Annotated in this window: 14 protein-coding genes; 9 read left to right on the top strand and 5 right to left on the bottom strand. The window is 60.7% G+C overall.

The features are described from left to right. Both MKR05_RS15585 and MKR05_RS15590 read right to left on the bottom strand, forming a co-directional pair. Positions 1 to 594 (bottom strand): DUF3156 family protein, encoded by a 594-nt coding sequence (locus MKR05_RS15585; protein WP_023288713.1) that lies wholly within the window; start codon positions 592 to 594, stop codon positions 1 to 3. Further along, positions 572 to 2071 carry an APC family permease gene (locus MKR05_RS15590; RefSeq protein ID WP_032454960.1) on the bottom strand — a complete coding sequence of 500 codons (1500 nt, stop codon included), beginning with the start codon at positions 2069 to 2071 and terminating at the stop codon, positions 572 to 574. Before MKR05_RS15590 ends, MKR05_RS15585 begins: the two co-directional genes overlap by 23 nt. 164 nt (positions 2072 to 2235) lie before the next feature. Here MKR05_RS15590 and MKR05_RS15595 point away from each other — a divergent pair, with 164 nt between their 5' ends. Next, entirely contained in the window at positions 2236 to 2367 is a 132-nt protein-coding gene (locus tag MKR05_RS15595; RefSeq protein ID WP_256660356.1) for a hypothetical protein, read from the top strand. An 8-nt stretch (positions 2368 to 2375) separates the two neighbouring features. Here MKR05_RS15595 and MKR05_RS15600 read toward each other — a convergent pair whose 3' ends face one another. Both MKR05_RS15600 and MKR05_RS15605 read right to left on the bottom strand, forming a co-directional pair. Beyond that, entirely contained in the window at positions 2376 to 2741 is a 366-nt protein-coding gene (locus MKR05_RS15600; RefSeq protein WP_025714914.1) for a cupin domain-containing protein, read from the bottom strand. 13 nt (positions 2742 to 2754) lie between these two features. Beyond that, complete coding sequence (locus tag MKR05_RS15605; protein WP_023288715.1) at positions 2755 to 4056, bottom strand: FAD-binding oxidoreductase; 1302 nt, start codon at positions 4054 to 4056, stop codon at positions 2755 to 2757. Between the two features lie 159 nt (positions 4057 to 4215). Between MKR05_RS15605 and MKR05_RS15610 the strand changes: the two genes are divergently transcribed. From MKR05_RS15610 to MKR05_RS15640, 7 genes are all read left to right on the top strand, one after another. Then, entirely contained in the window at positions 4216 to 5700 is a 1485-nt protein-coding gene (locus MKR05_RS15610; RefSeq protein WP_032454961.1) for an aldehyde dehydrogenase family protein, read from the top strand. Between the two features lie 395 nt (positions 5701 to 6095). Then, complete coding sequence (locus MKR05_RS15615; protein WP_233672760.1) at positions 6096 to 7178, top strand: YncE family protein; 1083 nt, start codon at positions 6096 to 6098, stop codon at positions 7176 to 7178. A gap of 59 nt (positions 7179 to 7237) precedes the next feature. Then, on the top strand, positions 7238 to 9436 hold the full coding sequence (locus tag MKR05_RS15620; protein ID WP_238875335.1) for a TonB-dependent siderophore receptor: 2199 nt from the start codon (positions 7238 to 7240) through the stop codon (positions 9434 to 9436). Between the two features lie 106 nt (positions 9437 to 9542). After that, complete coding sequence (gene pheP, locus MKR05_RS15625; RefSeq protein ID WP_023288717.1) at positions 9543 to 10919, top strand: phenylalanine transporter; 1377 nt, start codon at positions 9543 to 9545, stop codon at positions 10917 to 10919. Positions 10920 to 11106: 187 nt separating this feature from the next. Beyond that, complete coding sequence (locus MKR05_RS15630) at positions 11107 to 12312, top strand: MFS transporter (protein WP_072096478.1); 1206 nt, start codon at positions 11107 to 11109, stop codon at positions 12310 to 12312. 16 nt (positions 12313 to 12328) lie between these two features. Then, positions 12329 to 13351, top strand: coding sequence for a sugar phosphate isomerase/epimerase (locus tag MKR05_RS15635; RefSeq protein WP_023288719.1), 1023 nt, complete (start codon positions 12329 to 12331; stop codon positions 13349 to 13351). 1 nt (position 13352) lies between these two features. After that, the gene (locus MKR05_RS15640; protein ID WP_218801638.1) at positions 13353 to 14504 is read left to right on the top strand and encodes a Gfo/Idh/MocA family protein; all 1152 of its coding nucleotides are present in this window, start codon (positions 13353 to 13355) and stop codon (positions 14502 to 14504) included. A gap of 33 nt (positions 14505 to 14537) precedes the next feature. Here the strand turns inward: MKR05_RS15640 and MKR05_RS15645 are convergent, their stop codons facing one another. Beyond that, positions 14538 to 14954, bottom strand: coding sequence for an Exc2 family lipoprotein (locus MKR05_RS15645; protein ID WP_023288721.1), 417 nt, complete (start codon positions 14952 to 14954; stop codon positions 14538 to 14540). A gap of 248 nt (positions 14955 to 15202) precedes the next feature. Between MKR05_RS15645 and MKR05_RS15650 the strand changes: the two genes are divergently transcribed. After that, positions 15203 to 16183, top strand: a complete 981-nt coding sequence (locus tag MKR05_RS15650; RefSeq protein WP_017900840.1) for a LacI family DNA-binding transcriptional regulator — start codon at positions 15203 to 15205, stop codon at positions 16181 to 16183. Positions 16184 to 16185: the final 2 nt, after the last annotated feature.

The raw sequence follows: 16185 nt of genomic DNA on the forward strand, positions 1-16185 counted from the left end.
TCAGCTTCCCCGCTGTGATGGCGGGGAAGAAAATGCTTTCTCATCTACGATTTCACCGCGCATCCACTGACTGACTGCCTGATCGATCATCGCCAGCACGCTGAGCAGCAGCATCCGCTGCTGCGCTTCCAGCCGCAGATAGCGGCGCAGCGGCGGCATTTTACAGACCACTTCGCTGGCGGCCCAGGGTTCAATACTGCAGCGCCAGCCGTTACCGTCAAAGGTCAACGAAAAGCGGCGGTAGTCCAGCTCGCTTAGGGTCTGCTGGAGATTAGGAAACCCGTTGAGATAGCCGGCGAGTTCCTCGCTGCCTTTGCCGCCGATAAAGCGGATCGGCTGGCGTTTCCACCAGCCGGATTGATGGGCGCGAATGTGACCGCGCACGGGCCGGGTGACCGGCCCTGCGACGACAAATTCGCAGCTGTGAATGCTGGCCATAAACAGCCGCTTCTGACGCACGCTGAAGGTAACGGCGGTGGCGTCGTTCAATCGCAGCAGCGCGCTGCGCTCGCTCAGCTTTTCGCAGGGCCAGCCGGCCAGATCGCGCTGCACCGCGTTCATTAACGGCGTCTCAAACCAGGGGACGGAGGACATCTGGCGTCATCTCCCCGCGGGTCTGTTTTTCGTAGTTGCTGATGGCGCGGTCGACCACCTCTTCCACCACCAGCGGCTTGAACGGATTGACGCGCTGTACGCACACCGTCCAGAACAGGGCGTAGGCGGCGGTCAGGCCGAGCATAATGCCGAACGGCACCAGCACCTGGCGGCTGTCCATCCCCGGCGGGGTGATATTGACGATAGCGATGATAATTCCGACGCTGGAGATAATCTGCGGCAGCGGGAACCACGGCGAGCGGTAGGCGCGCGGCAGGTCCGGGCGGCGAATACGCAGCATCACCACCGACAGAGTAACCAGCAGATAGGCGACGCCCCAGGCGCAGACCGCGGCGAGGATCAGCGGCACGATGCGGTCCAGATCGCCGTTCAGATACCAGGCGTGCAGGCAGGGGATCGCCACCCCGATGGCGATGGCGATCACCGGCGTTTTAAAGCGCGGATGCAGCCAGGTCAGGAAGCGGGGCAGCGCGCCGTCCAGCGCCATACCGTAAATAATGCGCGGTACCGCGGCCATCAGCGTATTGATGGTGGCGCAGCCCGCCAGCAGCAGCCCGACCCCCAGCCAGTACTGGCCGGCGTGGCCCATCACCCGCTCGGCAAAGGCCGGGATCGCCATCGGCGTATCCAGCAGATGGACGTTATTGGCCGCGTCGAGCACGGTGTTCTCCACCTGGCGGTTGATCGCCGCCCCGTAGATAAACATGCAGCTGGCGACCCCCAGCAGGCCCAGCGCCATCGCCCGCGGAATGGTACGGTGAGCCTGTTTGATCTCCGGCGCCATCGGCGTCACCAGTTCGCAACCGACGAACATAAACATCGCCATGCCGATATAGCCGAACAGGCCATGGATATCGCTGACGTTCAGCGGCGTGCCGAACCAGCCGGAAAGATGGGTGACTGGCGCCATAAAAATGCCGCACAGGCCGAAAATGGTCAGCGTGGTCCACATGCCGAAGGTCAGCACCACTTCGACCTTGCCGAAGATTTCCACGCCGATGGCGTTCAACAGGCCGAAAACCACCACCATGCCGACGCCCACCATCCAGGTGTTCTGGTGAGCGGCCATCTGGGCGTTGATCGATTCGAAGTTCACCAGCGCCATAATGCCGGCCAGGATCGTCTCCGCCGTCCCGGCGAAAATATGCACGATCAGATAGGCGCACAGCGCGCCGGTGATGGCGAAGAAGCGTCCCATGCCGCAGGAGATATAGTCGTACACCGAACCGGTGGTGGGAATGAGCGTCGCCGCCTCGGCAAAGGTGGTGACCTGCGCCTGCATCATAATAAAGGCCAGCAGCACCGCCAGCGCGAAGGTATCACCGCCCATGCCGAAGCCGCTGGTCACCGTCAGGATCACCGGGCTGGCCATAATCAGCCCGACGGAGCTGGCGAGAGTGGTCGGGAAGCCGACGACCCCGCGCTCAAGATGGCTGGCAAGTCTGTTACTAAACATAGTCAACCTCTGCACAATAGTGGGGGAGGGCAGGGAATAGCCAGCGCCACTCCCGGATAGTCATAATTTAGGCGGGCATCCTGCTCAACGAATATCGTCCGGAAGGTGGAGGGCGGCGCATGATTCTGTGACGCCGTCGATGAATGTGAAGGTGGATAAACAACATGACCCCGAAAACCGGGGCCATCCGTCTTGCCACATTGCGCCTGTTTCTGCCGGGTGGCGGCTGGCGCCTGACCCGGCCTGGCGACGGCATTCGTCCCCCAGGCCGGGCAAGCGCCAGCCGCCGGGCATGATCAGCGCATTAGCGCGTCTCGACGTTCGCCAGGTAGTGCTTCACAAAGCGCGGCGTCAGGATTTTCCACTCCACTTCGGTACCCTGTTTAACAAACCAGCTGTCGCCCGGCGCAAAGCGCTGCGGCTCACCGCCGGCGACGGTCAGCTCCACTTCGCCTTCCAGCACGGTGGCGTGTTCGGTAAACGGATAGGTCATGGTAAAGCTCCCCTCAGTGGACGAAAACAGTCCGCAGGTAAAGGCATCCTGCGGCTCGCCGTAGATCATCGCCCCGGCTACCTGCGGGTCGCCGGCGGTCGGCGTCGCGCCGAGCAGGCTGACGCTGCCGATTGGCTGCAGCTCGGGCACCGGGTGTTTAAGTTTAAAAGCGTGCATAGCGTTCTCCTGGTTAACTCCGGCCTTTCCAGAAACCGGCGGTTTGATGCATCAGTTTTCCGGCGGTGACTAATAGCAAGCGCAGGCTGTCACGGCCGTGGATGGTCGCGTGGGGGATGCTGCTCAGCAGACGATAGCGGTCGGAACCGCCGTTGATCCCTTCGGCGAGGATTTTGCACACGATGTGCGACGGGGTGACGCCGAAGCCGGAGTACCCCTGGACGTAAAAGACGTTGTTGTGATCGCGTAGGGTGCCGATCTGCGGGAACAGGTTGGCGCTACAGGCCATCGGCCCGCCCCAGGCGAAATCGATCTTCACATCCTTCAAATAGGGGAAGACCTCCGCCAGCAGGGTGCGGTTCCAGGCGGCGAAATCGTTCGGCGTATACTCCACAAAGCGGGTGGCGCTGCCGAACAGCAGGCGGTTTTCCCGGGTGACGCGGTAATAATTAATCACCGGGCGAATATCGCTGAAGGCGCCGCGCAGCGGGCTGATGCGCTCGATCAGTTCATCGGAGAGCGGCTCGGTCGATACCTGGTAGGAGTAGGTGACCAGCGTTTTGTTGTAGATCTCCGGCTCCATATTGTTGAGGAAGCTGTCGCAGGCCCATAGCAGTTTGGCGGCTTTGACGCTGCCCATCGCGGTCCGTACCCGCACCTGTTTGCCGTAATTCACCTCCACCACCGGCGAGGATTCGAAGATCTTCACCCCCAGCGAATGGGCGGCCTGCGCCGAGCCGAGGAGCATATTGAGCGAATGGATCTGCCCGCCGCCCATATGTTTCAGCGCGCCGCAGTAGACCTCGGAGCCGACCACCTGCTGCACCTCTTTCCCGGTATACAGTTCGATATCTTCATCCGGGGTGGCGGCCTTAAACTCTTTCTCCCACTGGCGCAGCGTTTTGAGCTGCCGCTGGTTATAGGCGAGGTAGCCGTAGCCGGGGACGAAATCGGCGTCGATGTTGTATTTGCGGATGCGCTCGCGAATGATGCCTGCGCCGAGGTTGGCGATTTTAAACAGCGTCTCCAGCCCCTCTTTGCCGACGTGCTTTTTTACCGCTTCGATATCGTGACCGATACCGGCCATCACCTGGCCGCCGTTGCGCCCGGTGCCGCCGTAGCCGAGATGGCGCGCTTCCAGCACCACCACGTTAGTGATGCCCTGTTCCGCCAGCTCAAGGGCGGTGTTAATGCCGGAGAAGCCGCCGCCGATAATCACCACGTCGGCTTCAATATCTTCCCGCAGCGCCGGAAAATGGAGGTGGTATTTCTTCGTCGCGCCGTAGTAGTTCAGCGCATCGATTTTGATGTTCATCGCGTTACCCTGTGGTCTTGCCTCGCTCAAGTTCCTCATCACAGCACGCCGCGCGGGCGTTGAATATCGTCCGGAAGAATGACGTTCTTTAGAACGATGGGCGGCGGCGGGAAGCCGTGCTGTGATGGGCCAACGTTGCTGAAAAAACGGGTACTGACGATGAGCGAGATAACCTTACTGGCGGAAGTGACCGCCTTTTTACGCCAGCCGCACGGGCAGTTTATCGCCGGTGAGCGAGAGGCGGGCCGCGGCGCGCCGTTTGCGGTGATCAACCCGGCCACCGGGCGGGCGATCGCCGAGGTCACCGCGGCGGATAGCGACCAGGCGGACCGCGCGGTAGAGAGCGCCCGCCAGGCGTTTAGTCAGTGGCGCGAAATGCCGACGCTGGCGCGCGGAACCTTGCTGCTAAAGCTGGCGGATGCCCTGGCTGAGCATCGCGAAGCGCTGGCGCAGCTGGAAAGTCTCTGCTCCGGTAAGACCATCACCCTGGCGCGGATGTTAGAGCTGGATCAATCGGTCGCGTTCCTGCGCTACTTCGCCGGCTGGGCAGGTAAGGTGACCGGCGAAACGCTGGATGTGTCGCTGCCGTCGATGGCCGGGGAGAAATATACCGCCTTCACCCGCCGCCAGCCGCTGGGGGTGGTGGTGGGCATCGTGCCGTGGAACTTCTCCATCATGATTGCCGTCTGGAAGCTGGCGGCGGCCCTGGTCTGCGGCTGCACCATCGTCCTCAAGCCGAGTGAGTATACGCCGCTGACGCTGCTGCGCGTGGCGGAGCTGGCGAAAGCGGTGGGTATTCCGGACGGGGTGATTAACGTGGTCAACGGCGCCGGCGGCGAGATTGCTCAGCGGCTGATTACTCATCCGGCCTGCGCCAAGGTGAGCTTCACCGGCTCGGTGGCTACCGGCGAGAAAGTCCAGCAGTCGGCTGGCGCTTTCGGTAAACGGGTCACCCTTGAGCTGGGGGGCAAAAACGCCGCGCTGTTTCTTGACGACCTGACGCCGGAGGCGATGGTCAACGGCATTCTTGAAGCCGGCTACCTGAACCAGGGGCAGATTTGCGCCGCCGCGGAGCGCTTTTATCTGCCGCAGGGCAAACTGGATGCGGTGCTGGCGCTTCTGAAAGAAAGACTCAGCGCCTTCGCGCCGGGATCGCCGCTGGATGAGCGCACGCTGATGGGGCCGCTGGCCAACCGCCAGCAGCATGAAAAAGTATTGCGGCTCATTCAGACCGCACGCGACGAGGGCGATACCATCGTCTGCGGCGGCGAAGCCCTGCCGGGGGAGGGCTATTTCCTGCAGCCGACGGCGGTCAAAGTGCGCAGTGAAGAGAGCACCCTGATGCGCGAGGAGACCTTCGGCCCGGTGTGCAGCTTTATCGGCTATCACAGTGAAGACGAGGCGCTGGCGCGGATGAATGCCTCGCCGTATGGCCTGGCGGCCAGCGTCTGGTCGGATAATATTCGCCTGGCGCTGCGCTACTCGGAGGCGATAGACGCCGGCATCGTGTGGGTCAATATGCATACCTTCCTCGACCCGGCGGTGCCGTTCGGCGGCATGAAGGGCTCGGGCATCGGTCGCGAATTCGGCAGCGCGTTTATCGATGACTACACGGAGCTGAAGTCAGTAATGGTGCGCTATTAACCGCCGCTCAGCGAAATAGCGCCGGCATTTGTCGTTTTGCGCCAGATGGGCGACACATCCTGCGCCTTCTGGCCCTGAAACCGGGAGGGGGCACTGCCTCGCTTCCGGGACTCTTTTTCCCTTCGCGGAGCCTTTCTTCCCCCCGTTATCCGCCATTGCCGTAAAAAATTAGCAGATTATCTTTTTTGCCCGCCAGGGCTTGCCTGACACTAGATAATGCGTATAGTTCTCATTCTCTTTTTTATTTGCATATCAGGCAAGGTTCGAGCTGCGCCAGTGAGTCGTTCACAAAGAGTCGCGAAGGCGTAGGGTGACGTAAAGACAGCAGGCTGGAAACACACAATATCGGCCGCTGCGCGTCCATCGGGTCATTGATTTTTTATAGGGTTGATCCAATGAAATACACACTTCCGGCGTTGACGCTGGCCATCAGCGCGGCGTTAAGCGGCTGCGCGACGCATCCTTCCTCTGCCGTTTCCCAACCGGTTATCGACTCTCCAGCCCCTAACGTGGCGCAACCGCTGCAGCGCCAGCTAGCGGAAGGGCTGTACGAGATGGCGCTAAGCCCGCAGGGTGATGCGCTGTACGTCGCCAGCGCCGAAGGCTTTAAACATGTGCAGGGTGGGGCGGTCTACACACTGGATCCGCAAACCCTCAACACCATCGGCCTGACGCATACCGATCTGAAAAACTTCGCTTTACAGCTCTCTGCGGATGGTAAAACGCTTTATGTCAGCAATTCGCTGGACGGCGGCATCAGCGCTATCGACACCGCTACCGGCAAGGTCAAAAACCGCCTGCTGTTCAGCGAGCGCAATGAAAAAGGACGCCCTTATGGGGCGCGTCAGCTGCTGTTGCTGAACAATACTCTCTACGTTGGCGCGGTTGCCGACCCGGCGCAAATCTGGGTGGTTGATGCCACCTCCCTGAAGCTGAAAACACGCATTACAAATACCGGTAAATGGATGACCGGCCTGCACTACTCCGCACAAACCGGGCGCGTGTACGCCGCTAACGGCAGCGGTGAAATTCTGGTGATCAATCCCCATAACCAGCGCATTGAACAGCGCTGGAAGCCGCTGGGCGACAAGCCAGCGCTGCTCCTTAATATGGCTGAAGATAGCGACACCGGCCGCCTGTTTGTGACCGATAACTCGAAAGCGAAAACCACGCTGGTGTTGGATATCCACAGCGGCAAGCTGCTTAAACAGCTCGACGTCGGCGATTCGCTGGCGGTGCAGTTCAATAAGAAACGCCAGGAAATTTATATTTCACAGCGAGAATCCGGCAAGGTCATCAGCCTTGACGCCAGCCGCTACACGCTGAAGAAAAGCTGGGCGTTACCGGCCAATCCTAACAGTATGCTGCTTTCCGCCGATGGTCAGACGCTGTTTGTCACCGTCAAACAGCCCTTCAATAAAGACCACTCCACAAACGGCCCGGACAGCGTCGTACGCATTGACCTGAACGCGCAATAAGAATATCGGGTCCGGCGACGGGCCCTTGGATTCATTTATCCTCATCCACGGGGCAAATTATGCACACCACGCTCTATTCATCCTTCCCGCTGCGTAAAACGCTGCTGGCCTTAGCCATCGGCGCCGCCAGCCAGGCGGCGGTGGCCGCGGAAGAGACCGCCGCCACGCAGACGGGGGAAGAAACCCTTATCGTCGAGGCTAACGAAACCAGCGATTTTAAATCCGGCGGCGACCTGGTGGTTCCGGCATTCCTCGACGGGCAGATCGCCCATGGCGGTCGTCTGGGGATGCTTGGCGAACAAAAGGCGATGGACGTTCCTTTTAACGTTATCGGCTATACCTCGAAACTGATTCAGGATCAGCAGGCGAAAACCATCGCCGATGTCGTCAGTAACGACGCTGGCGTGCAGGCCGTACAGGGCTACGGCAACTTCGCCGAGACCTATCGAATCCGCGGGTTTAAGCTCGATGGCGACGACATGACCATGGGCGGCCTGGCGGGCGTGGTGCCGCGTCAGGTGATGGACACCCAGATGCTGGAGCGCGTTGAAATCTTCAAAGGGGCCAATAGCCTGCTTAACGGCGCGGCCAGCAGCGGCGTCGGCGGGATGATTAACCTTGAGCCGAAACGGGCGGAAGATCTGCCGACCGCGCGCGTTGGCGTCGACTATACCTCTGATTCTCAGGTGGGCGGCACCCTCGACCTTGGGCGGCGTTTCGGTGACAACAACCAGTTCGGCGCCCGGGTCAACCTGGTGCATCGCGAGGGTGAAGGCGCTATCGATAACGATAAACGCCGTACCACGCTGGCTTCGCTGGGACTTGATTACCGTGGCGACCGTTTCCGCTCCTCGCTGGATTTTGGCTACCAGAAGAAAACGTTCCACGGCGGTACGATGGGCGTCAATATCAGCGGCGTGGATTTCGTCCCGGCGCTGCCGGACAACAGCAAAAACTACAGCCAGAAGTGGGGCTATAGCGATATCGAAAGCGAATTCGGCATGGCGAAGGCAGAATATGACCTGACCGATAGCTGGACGGTATACAGCGCCCTTGGCGGCCAGCATTCGCATGAAATTGGCACCTACAGCGCGCCGAAGCTTCTGAATAAAAACGGCGATGCCACGGTTGGCCGCCTGGATACTAACCGCATTATTGACGCCATCAGCGGCATGGGCGGGCTGCGCGGCGATTTTAATACCGGCGCGATTTCGCATCAGGTGAACCTCGGCTATGCGGCGCAGGTGCATACCGATGCCACCGCCTGGCGGATGTCGGCCAGCAACCCGACTACCAATATTTATGACAACCATGATGTGGCCATGCCGGATAACGCCTATTTTGGCGGTAACTACCACGATCCGCTGGTCACCTCACGCAGTCGTACGCAGGGCTGGCTGCTGAGCGATACCCTCGGCTTCTTTAACGATAAAGTGCTGTTGACCGCCGCCGCTCGCCATCAGAAAGTGGTCGTGCGCAACTACAGCAACGCCACCGGACTGGAAGATACTTCCTCGCGTTATACCCAAAGCCGCTGGATGCCGACGTTTGGCCTGGTGTACAAACCGTGGGAGTCGCTGTCGTTGTATGCTAACCATACCGAAGCGCTGCAGCCGGGTTCCGTGGCGCCGACGGCGGCGGCCAATGCCGGTGAGAGCACCGGTATCGCGCACTCGAAGCAGGACGAAGTGGGCGTCAAGATCGACTACGGTACGATCGGCGGATCGCTGGCGCTGTTTGAAATCAAAAAACCGAACGCCATTTCCGATACCGCTGGCAATTACGGCCTCGACGGCGAGCAGCGTAACCGCGGCGTAGAGATGAACGTCTTTGGCGAGCCGATGCTGGGACTGCGTCTTAACGCCAGCACCGTCTGGCTGGATGCAAAACAGACTAAAACCGCTGAAGGCGCAACCGACGGTAAAGATGCCGTCGGGGTGGCAAACTTCTACGCGGTGCTCGGCGCCGAGTATGACATCAAGCCGGTGGAAGGCCTGACCGCCACCGCGCGTGTCAATCATAGCGGTTCGCAGTATGCCGATGCGGCCAACACCAAAAAGCTGGATAGCTACACCACCCTGGATTTAGGCCTGCGCTATCGTATGCGCCTGAACGCCGACCAGAACGAAATGACCTGGCGCGTCGGGGTGACCAACGTGACCAACGAGAAGTACTGGTCTGGCATTGACGATACCGGTACCTATCTGTTCGAAGGCGATCCGCGTACCGTGCGCGTCTCAATGAGCTACGACTTCTGACGCTAAAAAAGCGGGGCGGGCGGCTGACGCTCGCCCCGCGCAACTTGCGACATCTTCCCCTAAGTGATAAAAGGTGCCCCTTCGCAAAAACACACAGGGGAACGACGTGAAAGACGCGTCAACGTCGTCGGATGCCGTAGAAGAGAGCGGCCCGACGCTTCATCGCGGTTTACAGAACCGACACATTCAACTTATCGCCCTTGGCGGCGCGATTGGCACCGGCCTGTTTCTCGGCATTGGTCCGGCGATTCAAATGGCCGGCCCGGCGGTCTTGCTGGGCTACGCGGTGGCCGGGATTGTCGCTTTTCTGATCATGCGCCAGCTGGGCGAAATGGTGGTGGAAGAGCCGGTATCCGGCTCCTTTGCCCACTTTGCCTACAAATACTGGGGCCCGTTCGCCGGCTTCCTGTCCGGCTGGAACTACTGGGTGATGTTCGTGCTGGTGGGAATGGCGGAGCTGACCGCCGCCGGGATCTACATGCAGTACTGGCTGCCCGACGTTCCGACCTGGATCTGGGCGGCGGCCTTCTTCCTCATTATTAACGCCGTCAACCTGGTCAACGTGCGCCTGTATGGCGAAGCGGAGTTCTGGTTCGCGCTGATAAAAGTGCTGGCGATTATCGGCATGATTGCCTTTGGCCTGTGGATGCTGTTTGGCGGCCACGGCGGCAGCAAGGCGGGTTTCGATAACCTGTGGAAGCACGGCGGTTTCTTTGCCACCGGCTGGCACGGTCTTATCCTGTCGCTGGCGGTGATCATGTTCTCCTTCGGCGGGCTGGAGCTTATCGGCATCACCGCCGCGGAAGCGCAAAATCCGGAAAAGAGCATTCCGAAAGCGGTCAACCAGGTGGTTTATCGTATCCTGCTGTTCTATATCGGTTCGCTGGTGGTGCTGCTGGCGCTCTACCCGTGGGTGGAGATCAAATCCGACAGCAGCCCGTTTGTGATGATTTTCCATCATCTCGACAGCAACCTGGTGGCGTCCGCGCTGAACTTCGTCATTCTGGTGGCTTCGCTGTCGGTGTATAACAGCGGCGTGTACTCCAACAGCCGGATGCTGTTCGGCCTGTCGGTGCAGGGCAATGCGCCGACCTTCCTCGCCCGCGTCAGCAAGCGCGGCGTGCCGGTGAACTCTCTGCTGCTCTCGGGGATTATCACCTCGCTGGTGGTGGTGCTGAACTACCTGCTGCCGCATGAAGCGCTGGGACTGCTGATGGCCCTGGTGGTGGCGACGCTGCTCCTGAACTGGATCATGATCTGCATGGCGCACCTGAAGTTCCGCGCCGCCCAGCGCCGCAAAGGGCGTGAGTCGAAGTTTAAAGCGCTGCTGGCGCCCGCCAGCAACTACTTCTGCATTGCTTTCCTTGGGCTGATTCTGGCGCTGATGTGCACGATCGACGGGATGCGCCTGTCGGCGATCCTGCTGCCGGTGTGGATCCTGTTCCTGTTTATCGCCTTCAAACTGCTGCGCCGCCCGGCGTAAGCGAGATGCCCCGCCGTCCGGCGGGGCTGCCTGCCTTTTTATTGTGATCCTCTTCGCAGGTGGCGCATTTGCCTGGCGATCTTCTTTTTGTAATCGATTACTTTTGTTTTGAGCGATTTTGTAATCGATTACTTTTCTGAGGGCGAGCAACATGGTCACAACAACAGAAGGTCGGGAAAGTGTCCGCGTGAGCCACCGTTTTCTGGTGCCGCGGCTGTCGTTAATGATGTTTATGCAGTTCTTTATCTGGGGCAGCTGGTCGGTGACCCTGGGGCTGGTCATGACCCGCTATGAGATGTCATTGCTGATCGGCGATGCGTTCTCCGCCGGGCCGATCGCCTCCATCCTGTCTCCCTTTGTGCTGGGGATGCTGGTGGATCGCTTTTTCGCCTCGCAGAAGGTGATGGCGGTGATGCACCTGGCCGGGGCAGCGATCCTGTGGTTTGTCCCCCAGGCGCTGGTGGCGCAGAACGGCGCGCTGCTGATTGGCCTGCTGTTCGGCTATACGCTGTGCTACATGCCGACCCTGGCGCTGACCAACAATATCGCCTTCCACAGCCTGGCTAACGTCGATAAAACCTTCCCGGTGGTCCGCGTGTTCGGCACCATAGGCTGGATTATCGCCGGGATCTGCATCGGGGTGACCGGCATCTCTGACACCACCGGCATCTTCACCCTGGCGGCGCTCTGTTCGGTGGCGCTGGCGATCTACAGCCTGACGCTGCCCCACACCCCGGCGCCGGCCAAAGGCATGCCGGTTCAGTTTCGCGATCTGCTGTGCGCGGACGCCTTCGCGCTGCTGAAAACGCGCCATTTCCTGATTTTCTCCCTCTGCGCCACCTTAATTTCCGTGCCGTTAGGTACCTATTACGCCTATACCGCGTCGTATCTGGCGGATGCCGGCGTTAAGGATGTCAGCACCGCGATGTCCTTCGGCCAGATGTCAGAGATCGTCTTTATGCTGGTGATCCCGCTGCTGTTCCGTCGCCTCGGGGTGAAATACATGCTGCTTATCGGCATGGCGGCGTGGTTTGTGCGCTATGCCTTTTTCGCCCTCGGCGTCAGCGAAGAGGGGCGCTTCCTGCTCTATCTCGGCATTTTGCTGCACGGCGTGTGCTATGACTTTTTCTTTGTCGTCGGCTTTATCTACACCGACCGCGTGGCGGGCGAGAAGGTCAAAGGCCAGGCGCAGAGCATGATTGTGATGTTCACCTACGGGATCGGCATGCTGCTGGGCTCGCAGATCTCCGGCGCGCTGTATAACCATCTGGTGGCCGGGCAGAGCGTGCCGCAGGCCTGGGTGACCTTCTGGTGGATCCCGGCGGTGGCCGCCGCGGTTATCGCGCTGATTTTCCTTTTCTCTTTCCAGTACAACGAGAAAGAGCCGCACTAATTTTTCAGGAGGGGGTATGAAAACGATTAAGGGACCGGGCATTTTTCTGGCGCAGTTTATCGGCCCGCAGGCGCCGTTTAACACGCTGGAGGGGGTGGCGCAGTGGGCCGCCGGCCTGGGGTACAAGGCATTGCAGATCCCCTGCAACCACCCGGCGATTTTCGATGTCGAGCGGGCGGCGGCGAGCCAGACCTACTGCGACGAGGTCAGCGGTGTCCTGGCGGAGCATGGGCTGGCGATCAGCGAGCTGTCCACTCACCTGGAAGGACAGCTGGTGGCGGTGCATCCGGCGTATGACGCGGCGTTTGACGCCTTTGCTCCGGCGGCGCTGCATGGCGATCCGCAGGCGCGCCAGCGCTGGGCGGTGGAGAAGGTCAAGCAGGCGGCGGTGGCCTCCGGTCGCCTGGGGCTGAAGGCCCATGCGACCTTTTCCGGGGCGCTGGCATGGCCCTTTTTTTATCCATGGCCGCCGCACAATCAGCCGCTTCTGGATGAGGCCTTTGCCGAGCTGGCCCGGCGCTGGCGGCCGCTGCTGGACCTCTTCGACGAGCAGGGCGTTGATGTCTGCTACGAGATCCACCCCGGCGAAGACCTGCATGATGGCGTGACCTTTGAGCGTTTTCTCGCGCGGGTGGATAACCATCCGCGCTGCAATATGCTCTATGACCCGAGCCACCTGCATCTGCAGCAGATGGATTACCTGACCTATATCGATATCTATCATTCGCGTATTAAAGCGTTTCACGTCAAGGACGCCGAATTTCGCCGCAACGGGCGCAATGGCGTCTACGGCGGCTATCAGCCCTGGCAGCAGCGGGCTGGCCGGTTCCGCTCTCCCGGCGACGGGCAGATCGACTTCAAAGGGGTGTTCAGTAAGCTGACCGAATATGATTTTGACGGCTGGGCGGTGCTGGAGTGGGAGTGCTGCCTGAAGGACGCCGAGACCGGCGCGCGCGAGGGCAGCGAGTTTATTCGTCGCCATATCATTCCCGTTGCCGGGCGGGCCTTCGATGACTTTGCCGCTGGCGGGAGGGAATAATATGATTCAGGTCGCGATTATTGGGGCAGGGTTTATTGGTCCGGCGCATCTGGAGGCGCTGCGGCGGCTGGGGGATATCGAGGTGGCGGCGCTGTGCGACAGCAGCCTTGAGGCGGCGCAGCGCAAGGCGCGTGCGCTGAATATTGCCCATGCCTACGACAGCGTGGAGGCGCTGCTGGCCCATCCGGGGCTGCAGGTGGTGCATAACTGTACGCCGAACCATCTGCATGCCCAGATTAACCGGCAGATCCTCGCCGCCGGGCTGCACGTCTTCTCCGAAAAACCGCTGTGTATGACGGCGGAGGAGGCGCGGGAGCTGGTGACGCTTGCCGCCCGGGCCGGCGTGGTGCATGGCGTCAGCTTTGTCTATCGCCAGTTCGCCATGGTCCAGCAGGCGGCGGCGATGATCCGCCATGGCGATGTCGGCAGAATCTTCGCGGCGCACGGCGGCTATTTACAGGACTGGATGCTGCTGGAGACCGACTACAACTGGCGGGTTGATTCGGCGCAGGGCGGCGCGTCGCGGACGGTGGCCGACATCGGCTCCCACTGGTGCGATACCGTGCAGTTTATGACCGGTCGGCGGATTGTCGAGGTGATGGCGGATCTGTCTATCGTCTGGCCGACGCGTAAAGCGCCAGTGAATGGCAAAGCGACCTTCAGCGCCGTTCACGAGGCGCAGGGATATGAAACCCGGCCTGTCGATACCGAGGACTTTGGCTCGGTGCTGTTGCGTTTTGACGATGGCAGCAAAGGCAGCTTTATGGTCTCTCAGGTGAGCGCTGGGCGGAAAAACCGTCTGGCGGTGGAGATTAACGGCAGCCGCTGTTCTCTGGCCTGGGATCAGGAAGTGCCCCAGCGGCTGTGGATTGGCCACCGCGAGCAGCCGGATCGGCGGCTCAGCGACGACCCCAGCCTGCTGAGGCCGGAGATCGCTGACAGCGCCCATTACCCCGGCGGCCATATTGAGGGCTGGCCGGACGCCTTTAAGAATATGATGGGCCATTTTTATCAGGCGGTGCGCGCCGGGAAGATGCCGGAGGCCGGGGCCCGGCGCTTCGCCGCTTTCGACGACGGCGCCGATGTGATGTACATCATCGAGGCGATCGTCAAAAGCCATCAGCAGCAGCGCTGGGTGAGCGTCGAACGCTGAATTCTGGCGGGGCGCAGGACGCGCGCCGCCGGGTTATTTCACCCCAAGATAGCCGTCGAGATAGGCCCCGGAGAGCTCATTGCCGAACAGGACGGCATCTTTATTTTCCATCGCATTATCCCATTTGTCGCTGGCGTTGCCGGTAAAGGCGTGCTCGGTGCGGGTGCCCTGCGCCGCCTGTTGTTTGATGGCCTCGGCGGTGCGGCGGGCGTCGCTTTCGCTCATGCCAGCGGCTTTATCCTGCTGGCCGCGGGCGTACATCGCCGTGAAGGTCGGCAGGTTTAAACGGTAATTTTCCTGACGGTTGACGGTGAAGTTGCCGCCGACAAAATCGGAGCGGTGGGCGACGAACGCATAGGCGTGGCGTTCCGGTGACGATTTTGACGAGGTGCAGCCGGTGATCGTTACCAGGGCACAGCTGAGGGCGAGAATCGCGGTGGAGAGCCTCATGGGGATATCATCCTTAATCATAAAAGCACAAATGGGGCGCAGGCGGTCTGTTGCGCCTCCTGCGCTAATAAGCATATGAAACGGCAAAAGGATGCGCGTTAACGCGGCGGGAGAGAAGCCCTGATTATTAATAGTTTCCCGAGACACCGTCTTACTGAGCCGCGCTTGCGCGCCAGGCTGGCAGGCCAACCAGAGGTCATTTATGATAGCCTGCAGGATCCACCTCTATCGCAGGAAGTGCAGGGTTTATGTCTATTCAGAAAATTGCTCGTCTGGCCGGCGTTTCGGTGGCCACGGTGTCGCGGGTGCTGAACAACAGCGATACGGTAAAAGCCAAAAACCGTGAGCGCGTGCTGCAGGCGATCAAAGAGAGCAACTATCAGCCGAACCTGCTGGCGCGTCAGCTGCGAACCGCCCGCAGCAATATGATCCTGGTGATGGTCTCCAATATCGCTAACCCCTTTTGCGCCGAGGTGGTGAAAGGGATAGAAGAAGAGGCGGAAAAGAACGGCTACCGCATTCTGCTGTGTAACTCCGGGTCGGATCTGGCCCGCTCGACCTCCGGCCTGCAGCTGCTCTCCGGCAAAATGGTCGATGGCATTATCACCATGAACGCGCTCTCCAGCCTGCCGGAACTGACCACCATGATTGGCGATGCGCCCTGGGTACAGTGTGCGGAGTATGCCGACACCGGCAGCATCTCCTGCGTCGGGATTAACGACGTCGAGGCGGCCCAGGGGGCGGTGTCCCGGCTGGCCGACGGCGGGCGCCGGCGCATCGCGCTCATTAATCACGACCTCAGCTATCGCTACGCCCGTCTGCGCGAGCGCGGCTATAAAAGTGTGCTGCACGTGCACGGTCTGGCGTATCAGCAGGTGACCTACGCGCAGGATCTTAGCGCGGCGGCCGGTAAACGGGCGATGGAGCAGCTGCTGTCGCAAGATGAGAAGCCCGACGCGGTATTTGCCGTATCGGACTCCCTTGCCGCCGGGGCGCTGCGGGCGATTGACCAGGCCGGGCTGCGGGTGCCGGAGGATATCGCGGTGATCGGCTTCGACGGCACCGAGCTGGCGGAAGTGGTCTCCCCGCAGCTGACCACCGTTGAACAGCCCTCCCGGGCGATCGGCCGCACGGCGGTGGATCTGTTAATGAAACGCATCGACGATCCCGACGCCGCCGTCGAGCGGGTGATGATGGACTGGCGCGTGATCGCCCGCGCCAGCGCCTGAGG

The organism is Klebsiella sp. K5-204 (genome assembly GCF_030128585.1).
Classification (GTDB): domain Bacteria; phylum Pseudomonadota; class Gammaproteobacteria; order Enterobacterales; family Enterobacteriaceae; genus Klebsiella; species Klebsiella quasipneumoniae.